The 14,635-nt window shown below is 62.6% G+C and carries 13 protein-coding genes; 2 read left to right on the plus strand and 11 right to left on the minus strand.

Annotated elements, in window-relative coordinates:
• Positions 1-14: 14 nt before the first annotated feature.
• On the minus strand, positions 15-806 hold the full coding sequence (locus Q0L30_RS20055) for a sulfite exporter TauE/SafE family protein (protein ID WP_296660249.1): 792 nt from the start codon (positions 804-806) through the stop codon (positions 15-17).
• On the opposite strand from Q0L30_RS20055, the gene Q0L30_RS20060 reads away from it, so the two are divergent.
• Positions 783-1,901, plus strand: coding sequence for a LysR family transcriptional regulator (locus tag Q0L30_RS20060; RefSeq protein WP_296660253.1), 1,119 nt, complete (start codon positions 783-785; stop codon positions 1,899-1,901). The genes Q0L30_RS20055 and Q0L30_RS20060 overlap by 24 nt on opposite strands.
• Before the next feature lie 25 nt (positions 1,902-1,926).
• On the opposite strand, the gene Q0L30_RS20065 is transcribed toward Q0L30_RS20060, so the two are convergent.
• The 5 genes from Q0L30_RS20065 to Q0L30_RS20085 all read right to left on the minus strand — a co-directional run bounded on the left by Q0L30_RS20065 (position 1,927) and on the right by Q0L30_RS20085 (position 6,980).
• Positions 1,927-2,928 (minus strand): Ldh family oxidoreductase, encoded by a 1,002-nt coding sequence (locus tag Q0L30_RS20065; protein ID WP_296660256.1) that lies wholly within the window; start codon positions 2,926-2,928, stop codon positions 1,927-1,929.
• 1 nt (position 2,929) lies between these two features.
• Entirely contained in the window at positions 2,930-3,904 is a 975-nt protein-coding gene (locus Q0L30_RS20070) for a hydroxyacid dehydrogenase (protein ID WP_296660259.1), read from the minus strand.
• Entirely contained in the window at positions 3,901-5,235 is a 1,335-nt protein-coding gene (gene dctA, locus Q0L30_RS20075; protein WP_296660289.1) for a C4-dicarboxylate transporter DctA, read from the minus strand. The genes Q0L30_RS20070 and dctA overlap by 4 nt, the downstream gene beginning before the upstream one ends.
• A gap of 192 nt (positions 5,236-5,427) precedes the next feature.
• Positions 5,428-6,603 (minus strand): UxaA family hydrolase, encoded by a 1,176-nt coding sequence (locus tag Q0L30_RS20080; protein WP_296660262.1) that lies wholly within the window; start codon positions 6,601-6,603, stop codon positions 5,428-5,430.
• 107 nt (positions 6,604-6,710) lie between these two features.
• Positions 6,711-6,980 (minus strand): UxaA family hydrolase, encoded by a 270-nt coding sequence (locus Q0L30_RS20085; protein WP_367277840.1) that lies wholly within the window; start codon positions 6,978-6,980, stop codon positions 6,711-6,713.
• A gap of 248 nt (positions 6,981-7,228) precedes the next feature.
• On the opposite strand from Q0L30_RS20085, the gene Q0L30_RS20090 reads away from it, so the two are divergent.
• A complete protein-coding gene (locus Q0L30_RS20090) occupies positions 7,229-8,014 on the plus strand; it encodes a GntR family transcriptional regulator (protein WP_296660267.1) in 786 nt (261 codons plus the stop codon).
• Between the two features lie 85 nt (positions 8,015-8,099).
• Here the strand turns inward: Q0L30_RS20090 and Q0L30_RS20095 are convergent, their stop codons facing one another.
• The 5 genes from Q0L30_RS20095 to Q0L30_RS20115 form a co-directional block, all read right to left on the minus strand.
• The gene (locus tag Q0L30_RS20095; protein ID WP_296660270.1) at positions 8,100-8,951 is read right to left on the minus strand and encodes a 3-hydroxybutyryl-CoA dehydrogenase; all 852 of its coding nucleotides are present in this window, start codon (positions 8,949-8,951) and stop codon (positions 8,100-8,102) included.
• Positions 8,952-8,988: 37 nt separating this feature from the next.
• Positions 8,989-10,176 carry a beta-ketothiolase BktB gene (gene bktB / locus Q0L30_RS20100; RefSeq protein ID WP_296660273.1) on the minus strand — a complete coding sequence of 396 codons (1,188 nt, stop codon included), beginning with the start codon at positions 10,174-10,176 and terminating at the stop codon, positions 8,989-8,991.
• 58 nt (positions 10,177-10,234) lie between these two features.
• A complete protein-coding gene (locus tag Q0L30_RS20105; protein WP_296660275.1) occupies positions 10,235-11,908 on the minus strand; it encodes an electron transfer flavoprotein-ubiquinone oxidoreductase in 1,674 nt (557 codons plus the stop codon).
• A 341-nt stretch (positions 11,909-12,249) separates the two neighbouring features.
• On the minus strand, positions 12,250-13,848 hold the full coding sequence (locus Q0L30_RS20110) for a methyl-accepting chemotaxis protein (RefSeq protein WP_296660277.1): 1,599 nt from the start codon (positions 13,846-13,848) through the stop codon (positions 12,250-12,252).
• Between the two features lie 206 nt (positions 13,849-14,054).
• Positions 14,055-14,635: FAD-binding protein (locus tag Q0L30_RS20115; RefSeq protein WP_296660279.1), on the minus strand; the 581-nt coding region annotated here is incomplete at its 5' end.

Raw genomic sequence — 14,635 nt, forward strand, 5'->3', positions numbered from 1 at the left:
TGCGACGAGATAGCCTAACCGAACAAAACAGGCACTGAACGAATGATCAAGTTAGCCGCCGCGGCGATGAGTACGCTCCAGAGGAGCGTCAGGACACGCGGCGCCGAAATGACGCTGCGTAACCTCGCCCCCACGAACAACCCCATCGCGCCACAAGGCAACATAAAGCTGGCGAGCGGCAGGACAGCGGGGTTTTTATAGAGCCCGGAAGCGGTGAAGAGAATGAGCCGGGCGACAGCCGTTGCGGTAAGCAGCGTGCTGATCGTGGCGCGTCTCTGGTCGGGATCGCGCAATCGGCCGGCCAGATAAATTGTATAGACGGGGCCGCCGGTGCCGAACACTGCAGTCAGGCATCCGCCAAAAAAACCCAACGGGAGCGCCCAGCGCCCGCCGATCTCGCGAAATTCGCCCCGGGAACTGACCCTCCAGAGCGAGTAGGTCAGCAGGCACACGCCCAGAAGGAGTTCGAGCGGTTTCTCCGGTACGGAAACCAGCACACTGACGCCCAGCAGTAGGCCAATGCACAACCATGGCCCGAGCCGTGTCAATTCCCGCATCTGAACAGACTTAAGGTTGCGCATGCCAACGAGCATTCCGGCTACGAGGTCCAGCACCAGCATCACCGGTGTCGCCGTGCGCAAAGGGACCAGTTGTGTCAGCAACGGGATGGCAACGATGGACGAACCGAAACCCGTCAGTCCGTACACCAGATACGCAATCGCCACGACGCCTCCCGCCACTGCGATCGAACTGACACCCATTCCAATCGCACAAGCAGCGATTTGCGCATTCAACCAGGCTGTCATTGGGAAGGGCCTCGGTGCGACTTTCGGCGTTGTGGAGCGGTCGCGCGGCACGCCTGTTGCGCTGTCCCTGAATTTCGGCCGCACTGCCGCGTCCATTTTCGCGTGCGGCTTGATAAAGATAAACCCAATAATGGTTTTCCTGACACCAGGAAAAACTTTAAGTTGCGTATCATTTCGGGTATCGAATCGATCATGCCTTCTCCGCAAACGCGAGCAATGCCGTCCATTCGCACCCTCAAAATATTTCTCTGCGTCGCTCAAAGCGGAACCTTTGCCGCCGCCGGCAACAAGGTCGGCCTCACCGCTGCCGCCATCGGCCTTCAGATCCGCTCGCTCGAATGCGACCTCAACGTTCAGCTTTTTGACCGCAACGCCAGAGCCGCCGTACTCAATCCGGTTGGCCGCGCGCTCATTCCGGAGATCGAAGAAATCGTTCGCCGGTATGAGCTTCTGGAAAACGCCGTCGGCGGCGGCGAAATGTCCGGAACGGTCGTGACAGGCGCACTCGTTTCCGCGCTGATGGGTTCATTCGCGGATGCCTTATGGTCGATACGCCGCCAGCATCCCCGCCTCGATGTACGTCTGCTTGCGGGCCTGTCCAGCGATTTCGCGCGCCAGGTCGAAGTCGGCGAACTCGATGCGGCGGTCGTCACGCAATCGCCGCACCCGTTGTCGTCCACGCTCCTTTGGACGCCGCTCTATTCAGAGCCGATGATCCTCATCATGCCCACCGCCCCCCACTTCGATTTACCGCCGGTACAGGATGAAATACTCCGCGATGCGCCCTTCATGCGCTTCGACCGCAGCACGTGGACCGGTCATCTCGTGCAGAACGTGCTCGATCAATGCAAGATCGAAGTCAACGAGGCCATGGAACTGAACTCCGTCGAGGCAATCATCGCGCTCGTGCGTCAGGGTTTTGGCATTTCGATTGTGCCCAAACTCGCGAACGTCGATTTCGATAACGATCGCGCGATCAGCGTCATGCCCCTCGATGGCGTCGACGTGCGGCGCCACGTTGGGCTGCTCGAACGCGTCAGGCACAGCCGCACGGCGTTCACAGACGCGATCAAAAGCTACTTTGCCGCGGTGTAACGCAACCGGCGTGCGCCGAACGCGGTCATCCCGCCAGCGCTCGCAACTGATTGAGCAAGGCGTCTGGAATGTCTATGCCGTCGCGCGCCGCAGCATCCGCGAGATCGAGCCGCCGCTGTCCAGGCAATCGCACGTCGGCGTCCTGCAGCATCGCTTCGATCAACGCCTCGACCCGCGAAAGATAGACGGCGTTACCCGCTAACGCACCCGGATCGATCGCCCAGAACAGGTGGCCCACGCGCGACTTTTCGCCCTCTTCGGTCAGGAACGAACCAGCCTCGTAGCCGAAGTTCGCTCCGGCCAGCGCCGCCGCCAGCAATTCGACCATCAGTGCGAGCATCGCCCCTTTAGCCCCGCCAAACGGCAGCATCATGCCTTCGAGCGCGGCCTTCGCATCGGTCGTCGGCCTGCCGTCGCGCGATGTCGCCCACCCCTCGGGAATCGGCTTGCCTTCACGAGCCGCCACCATGATCTTGCCGCGCGCGACGTTCGACAACGACAGGTCGATCATCAGCGGCTTGCCGTCGCGGCGCGGAAACACGGCCGCCACAGGATTGGTGCCGAAGACGGGATGCCGGCCACCCCACGCTGGCATCGCAGCGGGCGTATTGCTGAACGCGAGCCCCACCATTGCGGCCGCACCAACCGGCTCCAGATGCCAGGCGCCCGCGCCGAGGTGATGGCTGCGCTTCACGCTGACGACCGCGCTGCCGTGTTCGCGCGCGCGCTTCACGAGCGTCTCGATGGCGAGTTCGCAGGCGGGATACGCCATGCCGTCTCCCGCATCGATCAGGACGGCCGCGTTGCGCGACTCGACGATCACCGGTTTGGCCTTCGCATCGACACGGCCGTTGCGCAACTGCGCGATATACATCGGCAAGCGCGCGACACCGTGCGAAGACAAGCCGCGTTCGTCGGCATAGACGAGTGCGCGCGCAGTCGCCGCCGCCGTGTGCGACGTGGCGCCCGCGGCCAGCATCGTGCGTGTGGCGAGATCGTAAAGATCGCCGGACGAAATCCGCGTCATGTCAAAGTTGCCTCGTTGTCGTTGAGTCATGCTCGCCCGCGAGCAGCGCATCCATCACGCGCGACGCGACCAGCGTGCTGACGCGTTCGTTCGATTGCACGGTCAAGCCCGCTATATGCGGCGTGAGAATCAGGTTCGGCACGCCCGCAAGCGGCGAACCCGCTTTGAGCGGTTCGTCGGCGAACACATCGAGCGCGGCGCCGCCAACGCGGCCCTGTTTCAGCGCATCGGCCAGTGCGCTTTCGTCGATCACGCCGCCTCGTGACGTATTGATCACGACGGCGTGCGGTTTGAGCAGCTTCAGTTGCGCCGGGCCCAGCAGATTGCGCGTGCTCTCGACGAGCGGCACGTGAACGGTCATGACGTCCGCCGCGCGCAGCGCGTCGTCGAACGACATGCCCCGTGCACCCGTCTCCTGCCAGCAGTCCGCATCCGCGGGAATCTGCGGATCGTAGCCCACGATCTGCATGCCGATGCCGTGCGCGCGCTGCGCGACGAGCCGCCCGATGCCGCCGAAGCCGATCACGGCCATCGTGCCGCCCGCCGCCTCGCGCCCGTTCGAGAGCGCCGTGCGCGGCCACTGCCCCTGCGCGACAGCCGCACTCGACAGATAGGCGCCGCGCAGCAACATCAGCGACGTGGCAATCACATACTCGGCCACGGCCGCCGCGTTTGCGCCCGTTGCCGGAAACACCTGCACGCCGCGATCCCTGCATGCGCCGAGCGCGATATTGTCCAGCCCGACACCGAGCCGCCCGACCACCGACAAACGCGGCGCGCCGTCCAGCAACGCAGCGGTGACCTGCGTGCGGTTGCGCACGATCAGCGCGTCGGCATCGGCCAGCAGTTCGTGCAGCCGGTCGGGTTCATCGACGAGCGACGCGTGCGCGTGCACGTCGAAATGACGCCGCAGGGAATCCACTGCCGCCGCGTCCATGAACTCGCTGATGACGATCTTCTTGCGGGCGGTTTTCAATTCGGGCGTTCCTGTGCGTAAGCGGGCGGCGTTCTTGCATCGACGCTATCGACCGGTTCGGACATCGCATCGTTCACGGCACGACGATCGCGCGGCGCGGCCAGCACCTTGCGCGCCGCCTCGGCGTCGAACGCACCTTCCCAGCGTGCGACGACGATCGTCGCCACGGCATTGCCGATCATGTTCACGATCGCGCGAACCTCGTTGAGCACGCGGTCGATGCCGATAATCAGCGTGATGCCCGCAACAGGAATGATGTTGTGCGTGGAGAGCGTGGCCGTGAGTGCGACCAGCGCCGCGCCCGCTACGCCCGCGCCGCCCTTCGATGTGAGCAGGAGAACCGCGAGCAGGCCGAGTTGTTGCAGCAAAGACAGATGCGTATTCGTGGCCTGCGCGATGAAGAGCGAAGTCATCGTGAGATAGATGGCCGCGCCGTCGAGATTGAACGAATAGCCGGTCGGCAGCACGAGACCGACGACGGGCTTCGGGCAGCCGAGGCGTTCGAGCTTGTCCATCAGGCGCGGCAGCACCGATTCCGTGGTCGACGTGCCGAGCACGATAAGCAGCTCCTCGCGCAGATATCTGAGCAGCGGCCACAGGCCGACACCGGCCCAGCGGCTGATCGTGCCGAGCACGAGGACGATGAACAGGATGCTGGTGAGGTAGAAACACACGATCAGCAAGCCGAGTTGCTGCAGTGTGCCGATGCCGTACTTGCCGACCGTGAACGCCATCGCACCGAATGCACCGAGCGGCGCAAGCCGCATGATCATCTCGACGATGCGCATGAGCGCCTCGCCGCTCTGCTCGATGACGCGCGACAGGAAGCGGCTGCGGCGAGACATGATCGACAAGGCCACGCCGAACAACACCGAAAACAGCAGCACCTGCAGCAGGTTGCCGTGCGCGAACGCACCGACCACCGAGTTCGGCACGATTTCTTCAAGGAAACTTTGCGACGCCGCCACATGCGCTTCGCTCACGTAGTGGCTGACGGCCTGCGTATCGAGCGTGGCCGGATCGATATTGAGCCCGTCGCCCGGACGCAGCACGTTCGCCACGACCAGACCGATCACGAGCGCGAGCGTCGTCACGGCTTCGAAATAGACGAGCGTTTTGACGCCCACGCGCCCGACATGCTTGAGACTTTCCATCCGTGCGATTCCCAGCGACACGGTGCAGAAAATCACCAGCGTAATGAGCATTTTGATCAGGCGAATGAACGTGTCGCCCAATGGTTTCATTTCCACGCCGAAGTGCGGCCAGAAATAACCAACGAAGATACCGGCCGCAAGTCCGATCAGGACCTGGGCATAAAGATGTCTGAGCACGCGCAAGATGGTGTCTCCTCCACTCGCTGCTGCCTGATGAGACAGCTTCGTGCTCCGCGGCGCGGTCTTCCTGGGCGCTGGTCTTGCGACCACGCCTGCATGGCCTTTTGCGCAGCGGTGCGCGAAGCTGTAGCGAAACTGCGTTCGCAAAGCCCGCTGCACGAGCGGGCTTCCGGGGTAATACCTGCGCGATCAGGCGCTTTCGAACAGACGCGTGAGCACGAACTCGCGATGGCCCAGCGTTTCCGCCGAGGTCCAGCGGCCGTTCGCCGTCGCGAGCATCGCTTCGAGCAGCTTGTCGCCCGCCTGGTCGAGGTTCTGCTCACGCTGCAGCAGGCCCGATACGTCGACATCGATATGCTCGCTCATCGTGCGCACCGTGCGCGGGTTCGCGCAGATCTTGATCACCGGCAGGATGGGATTGCCGATCACGTTGCCTTGCCCCGTCGGGAAGAGGTGCACGGCAAAACCCGAAGCCGCGCAAAGCGTCACCATCTCCGCTGCCGCGGACGACGAATCCATGAACCACAACCCTGAATGCGTCGGCTCCTCAGCCTTGTCGAGCACGCCGTCCACGCGGCATTTCTTGCCGATCTTCTGGATGTTGCCGAGCGCTTTCTCCTCGATCGTCGTCAGGCCGCCCGCGATGTTGCCCTTCGTCGGCTGCGACTCGCAGAGGTCATCGGTCTTCCAGCGGTTAATCATGTCCTGATAGCGGCCGAACATGAACTCGAATCGCTCGCGCACCTGATCGTTTGCACAGCGCGCCGATACGAGCTGTTCACCCCCTGTCAACTCGGACGTCTCGCCGAACACGAGCGTCGTGCCCAGCCCGTAGAGCTTGTCGAACGCATTGCCGACCGTCGGGTTCGAGCCGCATCCCGACGTCGTATCCGACTCGCCGCACTTGGTGGACACCCACAGGTCGGAGATCGGACACTCTTCGCGATCGAGCGTCGTCGCCCACTGCACCATTTCCTTCGCTGCCTTGGAGGCGCGCAGGATCGTGTCGTGGTCGCCATGCAGTTCGATGCCGAAGCCCATCACCGGCTTGCCCGACTTCGCAATGCCGTCCACCACGCGCTTCGTCCAGCCTTCCTCGATGCCGATGACGATCACGCCGGCGACGTTCGGATTGCACCCCGCGCCGATCAACGTGCGGAAATGCAAATCGAGGTCCGCGCCGAACTGGAGGCGGCCGTACGGATGCGGCAGCGCCATGGTGCCTTTAATGTTGTTCTCGACCGCCTGCGCGGCGGCATTCGAAAGATCGTCGACGGGAAGAATGATGACGTGGTTACGCACGCCGACGCGGCCGTTCGAGCGGCGATAGCCGCGGAAAGTGGTGTTCTGGTCAATCACGCTCATGATGTCTCTCTGATTGGAAGGAGTTCAACGGGCAAGCTCAATCGCCGCCGCCGGCACGACCCGGTGCGGGCTGGTTCGGGCCGGCGGTGACCGGTGCGGGCCAGGGCTTACCAGCGCTTCGTCTTGATGTTGTGAACGTGAGCGTGCTCACCGGCCCTGATCGGGACCACCACCTTGCCGATATCGACGCCGTACTTGTAGACGGTGTCGCCCACGGCCATGTCCTTGAGCGCCACCTTGTGACCGATGGGAATGTCCTGCTTCGCCGCGACGACCACGATTTCGTCTTCGTCCATGATCCACGCGTTCAATTGCGTGCCCGCCTTGATGCCCTCGACGACCGCGACACCAACTGTGTCCTTGGCCTCGTGCAGCACGATGTGGATCGTCCTGCCTGCCGGATCGGCATGGGCCGCCGTTGAATCAGCCTGCTGCGATGCTTGAGCTGCCTGGCTCATTTGAGTGTCTCCAGTTTTGTTCACGGGGGGGCTGGCGCGTGGGCCATGTTGCGAATAATAGTGACCACATTCATGCATGTCAACCATATCATCTATATGTGTTAAACGAGCCAGATGAAGTAAGATCGTGACAAAGTCAGAAAAGCGCCGGAAAGGAGCACACCTCAATGAACACGTTGAAGAACGGCACGGCCCATGAAACGGGCGTCGCGGGCACGCCCATCATCGGGGGAACCCGATACAAGGAAGTGAAGAACGGGATCCTCGCCGCCCTGTCAGCGAAAGAATGGAAGGGCGGCGAAGCGATACCTTCCGAAAGGCGCTTGTCGGAACGCTTTGGCGTTTCCATCGGGACGCTGCGCAAGGCGATCGACGAACTGGTGGCGGACAACATCCTCGTGCGCCATCAGGGACTCGGCACGTTTGTCGCGCAGCATCAGCGCGACCGGTACTTCTTCCGTTTCTTCCGGGTCGTGCGCCAGGACGGCGAGAAGACATATCCCACGGTGAGCCTCGTTTCTTTCATGAAAGGAAAGGCCTCGCGGGAAGTCGCGGCGATGCTTGGCATCGAGCCGCACGCGCGGGTTTACTCGTTCGTGAATCGCCTGGCGTTGCACGGCGAGCCCGTCATGATCGACAGCATCACGGTCGCCGAAGAGCGTTTTCCCGGGCTCAATGAAACGGCGCTGCGCGAGCGGCCCAGCACGCTTTACAACTTCTACCAGGACGCGTTCCACATCAATGTGGTCGAGACGGAAGAGCGATTGCGCGTCGCCGTGGCCAATGACGCAGAAAGTGCATTGCTCGAAGTGGCGCCGGGCACGCCGTTACTCGAAGTACGGCGCATTGCGTACTCTTATAACCAGGCGCCGGTCGAGGTGCGTATCTCGCGCGTGAATACTGCGCGCTATGAATACGTCGGCCCCTCTGCTTCGCATGAGGAGCCGATCTAGTCGCTATCGTTATTTTTTGTGTAGATCCCGACTAGGGATAGCGTGTCCTGGGCAGGTCGAGCGCCGGACCTGCATTGCTCACCACTCATTCGTAGCGGTAGACGCCCTGACCCGTCTTGCGGCCGAGCCGGCCCGCCGCCACGAGTTCGCGCAGCAACGGACACGGACGATATTTCGCGTCGCCGAAGTCCTTCAGAAACACCTCCATCACGGACAGACAGACGTCGAGCCCGACCAGGTCCGCGAGTGCGAGCGGGCCAATCGGGTGGTTCGCGCCGAGCTTCATGCCTGCGTCGATCTCCTCGGCGCTCGCCACGCCTTCGGCCAGCACGAAGAACGCCTCGTTGATCATCGGCACGAGGATCCGGTTAACGACGAATCCCGGCGAGTTCCGCACACCGATCGGCGACTTGTCGAAGCGTTGCGTGAGCGCGCGAATCACCTGGACGGTGGCGTCACTCGTTTGCAACCCGCGGATGATCTCCACGAGCGGCATGAGTGGCACCGGGTTGAAGAAATGCATGCCGATGAAGCGCGATGCGTCGGCGAGCGTTGCCGCGAGGGCCGTGACCGAGATCGACGACGTGTTTGTCGCGATGATGGCATCGGGGCGGGCTACCGTCTCGATCTGCTTCAGGATCCGGTGCTTGAGTTCGACGTTTTCGGTCGCGGCTTCGATCACGAGATCGACGGCGGAAAGACGCTGATAGTCGGTCGAGGTCTCGATGCACGCGAGTGCGGCATTGCGCGTTGCTGCATCGAGTTTTTCCTTCGCCAACAACCGTCCGAGGCTAACTTCGATCGCCGCGACACCTTTCTTCAGTGCCGCGTCGGTCACATCGATCAGAACGACTTTCAGTCCGGCGACGGCGGCAGTCTGCGCAATCCCATTGCCCATCGTGCCCGCGCCGACGATCCCTACCGTTTTAATTTCCATGTTCGCGTTTCGTTGCAATCGCTATGTTGCGTGCCACTTATTGAAGGTTTTCGAAGATCGCTGCGATGCCCTGTCCGCCGCCGATGCACATTGTCACGAGCGCGTGGCGAGCGTGAATGCGCTGCAACTCTGCGAGCGCCTTCACGGTGATCAGCGCGCCAGTCGCGCCGATCGGATGGCCGAGCGAGATACCGGAGCCGTTCGGATTCACTTTGGCGGGATCGAGCCCCAGCTCCTGCGTTACCGCGCAGGCCTGCGCCGCGAATGCCTCATTCGCTTCGATCACGTCGATGTCGCCGATCGCGAGCCCGGCACGTTCGAGCGCGATGCGCGTGGCGGGCACGGGACCGATGCCCATGTAGCGCGGATCGACGCCCGCATGCGCGTATGACACGAGCCGCGCGAGCGGCTTGAGCCCGCGCGCCTCAGCCGTCTTGCGTTCCATCAGCAGGACAGCCGCCGCCGCATCGTTGAGCCCGGATGCGTTGCCAGCCGTCACCGTGCCCTGCTCTTTCTGGAACACGGGGCGCATCCCCGCGAGTTCGGCCAGGGTGACGTCCGCGCGTACATGCTCATCGGTATCGAAGACGACTTCCTTCCCTTTCACCCTCCGGGTCAGCGGAACGATCTGCTCCTTGAAGCGGCCTTCGGCGATCGCACGCGCGGCACGACGGTGCGATTCGATTGCGAGCGCATCCTGTTGCTCGCGCGTAATGCCGTATTTCTGCGCGACGTTCTCCGCCGTGACGCCCATGTGCATCGACTCGAACGGATCGTGCAGTGCGCCCAGCATCATGTCGATCAGGCGCGCGTCGCCCATGCGCGCGCCGAAGCGCGCATCGGGCGTGATGTACGGAGCCCGGCTCATGCTCTCCGCACCGGCGCCGATCGCAACATCGGCGTCGCCGAGCAGGATCGTCTGCGCGGCGGACACGATGGCCTGCAGGCCCGATCCGCAGAGCCGGTTCACATTGAAGGCCGGCGTCGCTTCGGGCACGCCGCCGTTCAGCGCGGCGACGCGGGACAGATAGAGATCTTTCGGTTCCGTTGCGATGACGTTGCCGAACACGACGTGACCGACTTCATTACCCGCCACCTGCGCGCGCGCGAGCACTTCACGCACGACGATCGAGCCGAGTTCGGTCGGTGCGAAGTCCTTCAGGCTGCCGCCGAACTTTCCGATGGCGGTACGCACACCGCCGACTACAACGACTTCTCTCTGCATGGTTTGTCCTTCGGTTGGTTGCCGGAGCGCCCTGATAACAGGCGCATGCTGCGGCGAATTACATGTTCGGGTAGTTCGGACCGCCGCCGCCTTCGGGCGTGACCCATACGATGTTCTGCGTCGGGTCCTTGATATCGCAGGTCTTGCAGTGCACGCAGTTCTGCGCGTTGATCTGCAGACGGTCGCTGCCGTCGTCGTTCTTCACGAACTCGTACACCGCAGCCGGGCAGAAACGCGCCTCCGGGCCCGCATAGGTGCGCAGGTTCACGTTCACCGGCACGCCCGGGTCCTTCAACGTCAGGTGCGCGGGCTGGTTTTCCTCGTGGTTCGTATTGGAAATGAACACCGAGGACAGGCGGTCGAACGTGAGCTTGCCGTCGGGCTTCGGATACTCGATCGGCTTGCACTGCGACGCGGGCTTCAGCATCTCGTTGTCGCGATGCTGGTGATGCAGCGTCCAGGGCACCTTGCCGCCGAAGAGTTTCTGCTCGATACCGACCATCAGCGTGCCGAAATACAGGCCCTTGGCCATCCACTGCTTGAAGTTGCGCGCCTTGTACAGCTCCTCGTGCAGCCACGACTGCCTGAACGCTTCGGGGTAAGCCGTGAGTTCGTCGTGCTGGCGGCCTGCCTGCACGGCTTCGAACGCCGCCTCGGCGGCCAGCATGCCGGTCTTGATCGCCGCGTGGCTGCCCTTGATGCGCGAGGCGTTCAGGAAGCCCGCATCGTCGCCCACCAGCGCGCCGCCGGGGAACGTGAGCTTCGGCAGCGACATCAGGCCGCCCGCCGTGAGTGCGCGCGCGCCGTACGAGACACGCTTGCCGCCTTCGAGGTACTTGCGGATCTTGGGGTGCGTCTTGTAGCGCTGGAACTCCTCGAACGGCGACAGGTACGGGTTCGTGTACGCGAGGCCGACGACAAAACCGACCATCACCTGGTTGTTGTCGATGTGATAGAGGAACGAGCCGCCATAGGTGTGGGCGTCGAGCGGCCAGCCTGCGGTGTGGACCACGAGTCCAGGCTGGTGCTTCGCCGGATCGATTTCCCACAGTTCCTTGATGCCGATGCCGTAGACCTGCGGGTCCGCGTTCTCGCCGAGCTTGAGCTTTTCGGTGAGCTGCCGGCCCAGATGCCCGCGCGCGCCCTCGCAAAAGAGCGTGTACTTCGCGTGCAACTCCATGCCGAGCTGGAAGCTCCCGGTCGGCTCGCCATCCTTGCCGATGCCCATGTTGCCGGTGGCGACGCCCTTGACCGAGCCGTCTTCGTTGTAGAGGACTTCGGCGGCCGGGAAGCCCGGGAAGATTTCCACGCCGAGCGCCTCGGCCTGCTGGCCCAACCAGCGCGTGACGTTCGCGAGGCTGATGACGTAGTTGCCGTGGTTCTTGAAGTTGTCCGGCAATGCCCAGTTGGGCACCGCTTTCGCGCCGGTTTCCGATAGGAACAGGAAGCGGTCTTCCGTGACCTCGACGGTCACCGGCGCACCCTGTTCCTTCCAGTCGGGGATCAGTTCGCCGAGTGCGCGCGGGTCCATGACCGCGCCCGAGAGGATATGCGCCCCGATTTCCGAGCCTTTTTCCAGGACGCACACGCCGATCTCGGCGCCTTTTTCCTGCGCCAGCTGCTTCAGGCGGATCGCTGCAGACAGGCCAGCCGGACCGCCGCCTACGATCACCACGTCGTATTCCATCGACTCGCGTGGGCCGTATTGCTCGATCAGATTTGTTGCAGTCACCGTGCCATCCCCTGCGTCAGAACTGGTCTTCGATCGGGGCCAGTGCGCCCTTGTTGTCATGTGCTGCGCCGAGGACTGATTCGAACGCGCCTGCACACGGCAGGATCTGCGTCGCGAAGCAATGCGCCATCGCCGCCAACCAAACGAGAACGATGGTAGCTGCGATCGATCCAGATTCCCGTGGCGAAACCGGACCATCTAGTGACAATTTCGGCCACGCGATAAGGATCGGGCAACGGACGTCGCCTCGGTTCCTGTGCGGCCGGAACGCGTCGCGTCCACCCCATCGTCGCCGCATTTTTCAATCCGTTGCTCGTGCAATTGATCAATGTCTACCTTCACTACTGTTGCGCGAATACACCGTCCGTTCGCGAACGAACCTCGAATACGGCAATCGCATGCCGCTGGGCGGCCACCTGCTCCTTTAGCGAGGCTGCCGCTTCCGCAGCCTGCCGAACGACCGCCGCATTCCTGCGAATTGCCTGCCCCATGCGGCTCACCGCTTCGTTGACCTGCCCGATTCCCCCAAGCTGCTCTTCTGAAGCATCGAAGATGTTGCCGTTGATTTCGACCACACGTTTGATTGCCCCCCGGACCTCCGTCATGGCCTGCACGACGCGGTCTGCATTCTCCGCCCCACCTAAAACGGCGTCAGACGAGGTTCGGATCAGAACCTTGATCTCCTTCGCCGCGATAGCTGCACGCTGTGCGAGGCTGCGGACTTCTCCGGCGACAACCGCGAAACCCCACCCGTGCTCGCCTGCACGCGCTGCCTCGACGGCTGCATTCAGCGCCAGAATGTTGGTCTGAAAAGCGATTCCTTCGATAAGCGCCGTAATTTCCACGATCTTGTCCGAGCTTGCGAAGATGTCGTCCATCGTGACTCTCATCTGCTCGACCTCCGCCATGCTGGTATCGGCCGCGAGCGACGTCGTATTCGCAAACTCCGCTGCGCGGCGAACATGATCCGAATTGCGTTGAACCGACAAGATCAGTTCGCCCATGCTTGACGCTGTTTCTTCGAGCGATGCAGTCTGCCGTGCCGCGCCAGCCGAGAGGTCGACACTGCCATCGGCGATCCGGCTCGATGCGTTCAAAATCGCGTCGCTCGAACCCTTGATGGTCTGAACCGTCCTGGCAAGATGTCTATCCATAACCTGTAGCGCCTGGAGCAACTGCCCGAACTCGCCTCGCAAGCTGATCCCCTCGGCTTCACCGAGCCGGCCTTCGGCGATTTTCCGGGCGACGCCAAGTGCAGCCTTCAACGGCGTCGTAATCGCCCATAGCAGCCAGGCGGACGCCGCGAATGCCACAGCAATGCCAAGAACAATTGCGCCAAGCACCGTCCATCGCAATGTATTGAATGTCGCATTGCCACGTTCGGCCAACTGTCGCGCCTGCATTGCGCTCGACGCGACGTCGCGATCGATTGCGCGGGACACCGCATCGCCGGTCTCTGTGAGTTCATCGATCGAGAAGGCCGCCATATCTGAATTTCCGACACGAAGCACCGAAACGATATCGTCCGACTGGGTCCGGAAAATCGCGAGTTCTTTCGCTACCTGATCGGCAAGCCGGCGCTCGTCGGGCGCGGTAATTTTCGCGGGGTAATAGTCATGCCAGGCGAGATCGAGCTTCCGCTGTTCTTCGCCGATGCTTTCAACGAGTTCCGCAGCATTGTCCTGCCCATGCAGTGCCTGGATGTAACGCATCTGAAGACGGATCTTTAGAGCCGCCGCCTGCACGGCCGTTAGATCCTCGATTGGCACTGTGCTCGACGAATACATGCTGCCCATATCCGCACTGAGCCGGGCGAGGCCACGAAGGCCCATCAGACCAATAGATGCCATCAGTGCGACGCAAACACCAAGCGCCAGCATGATCTTGAACCGGATCGTGCCCGTAAATGCGCTCACTCTGCCATTACGTATAAATTCCATACGGAGCTTTCACCTTGTCGACAGGCGTCCTGGCTATCCGTTGATTTCACCGATGGCGTCCACGCTATTTAGCGTGAACACGGCTCGCCCTCGCCGGGAATGGACGGGGCCAGCGCAGTCCGGGAGAACGCGCGCCGACGGCAGCCATCGCCCACCCGACGAGGGTTTTAGACACACTTCAACGGCTGTTTCAAACCGGCCGCAGTCTAGTCGCTCAGTGCATCGACAAGCGCCGGGACCGTTGAGAACAGATCGCCCACGAGGCCGTAATCGGCGACGCTGAAAATCGGCGCTTCTTCGTCCTTGTTGATCGCAACGATGACCTTCGAGTCCTTCATGCCCGCGAGGTGCTGGATCGCACCCGAGATGCCCACCGCGATATACAGCTGCGGCGCGACGATCTTGCCGGTCTGGCCGACCTGGTAGTCGTTCGGCACGTAGCCCGCATCCACCGCCGCACGTGAAGCGCCCAGTGCTGCGCTGAGCTTGTCCGCCAGCGGCTCGAGTACCTTCGTGTAGTTCTCGCCGCTGCCCAGACCGCGGCCGCCCGAGACGATGATCTTTGCGTTGGTCAGTTCCGGACGGTCGAGCTTCGTGACTTCACGGCTCACGAACTGCGACAGGCCGCTATCGGCTGCTGCATCGATTTTCTCGACCGCCGCGCTGCCGCCTTCTGCAGCAACGGCGTCGAACGCCGTCATGCGAACCGTGATGACCTTGATGGGATCGGCCGACTGAACCGTTGCGATTGCATTGCCCGCGTAGATCGGGCGCTCGAACGTGTCGG

Source organism: Paraburkholderia sp. (assembly GCF_024281035.1).
Lineage (GTDB): Bacteria > Pseudomonadota > Gammaproteobacteria > Burkholderiales > Burkholderiaceae > Paraburkholderia.

What these genes read in the sequence shown, in the direction of transcription:
- Q0L30_RS20055 (WP_296660249.1), bottom strand. Translation starts at nt 806, where the DNA reads ATGACAGCCTGGTTGAATGCGCAAATCGCTGCTTGTGCGATTGGAATG.
- Q0L30_RS20065 (WP_296660256.1), bottom strand. Translation starts at nt 2,928, where the DNA reads ATGACGCGGATTTCGTCCGGCGATCTTTACGATCTCGCCACACGCACG.
- Q0L30_RS20080 (WP_296660262.1), bottom strand. Translation starts at nt 6,603, where the DNA reads ATGAGCGTGATTGACCAGAACACCACTTTCCGCGGCTATCGCCGCTCG.
- Q0L30_RS20090 (WP_296660267.1), top strand. Translation starts at nt 7,229, where the DNA reads ATGAACACGTTGAAGAACGGCACGGCCCATGAAACGGGCGTCGCGGGC.
- Q0L30_RS20095 (WP_296660270.1), bottom strand. Translation starts at nt 8,951, where the DNA reads ATGGAAATTAAAACGGTAGGGATCGTCGGCGCGGGCACGATGGGCAAT.
- bktB (WP_296660273.1), bottom strand. Translation starts at nt 10,176, where the DNA reads ATGCAGAGAGAAGTCGTTGTAGTCGGCGGTGTGCGTACCGCCATCGGA.
- Q0L30_RS20110 (WP_296660277.1), bottom strand. Translation starts at nt 13,848, where the DNA reads ATGGAATTTATACGTAATGGCAGAGTGAGCGCATTTACGGGCACGATC.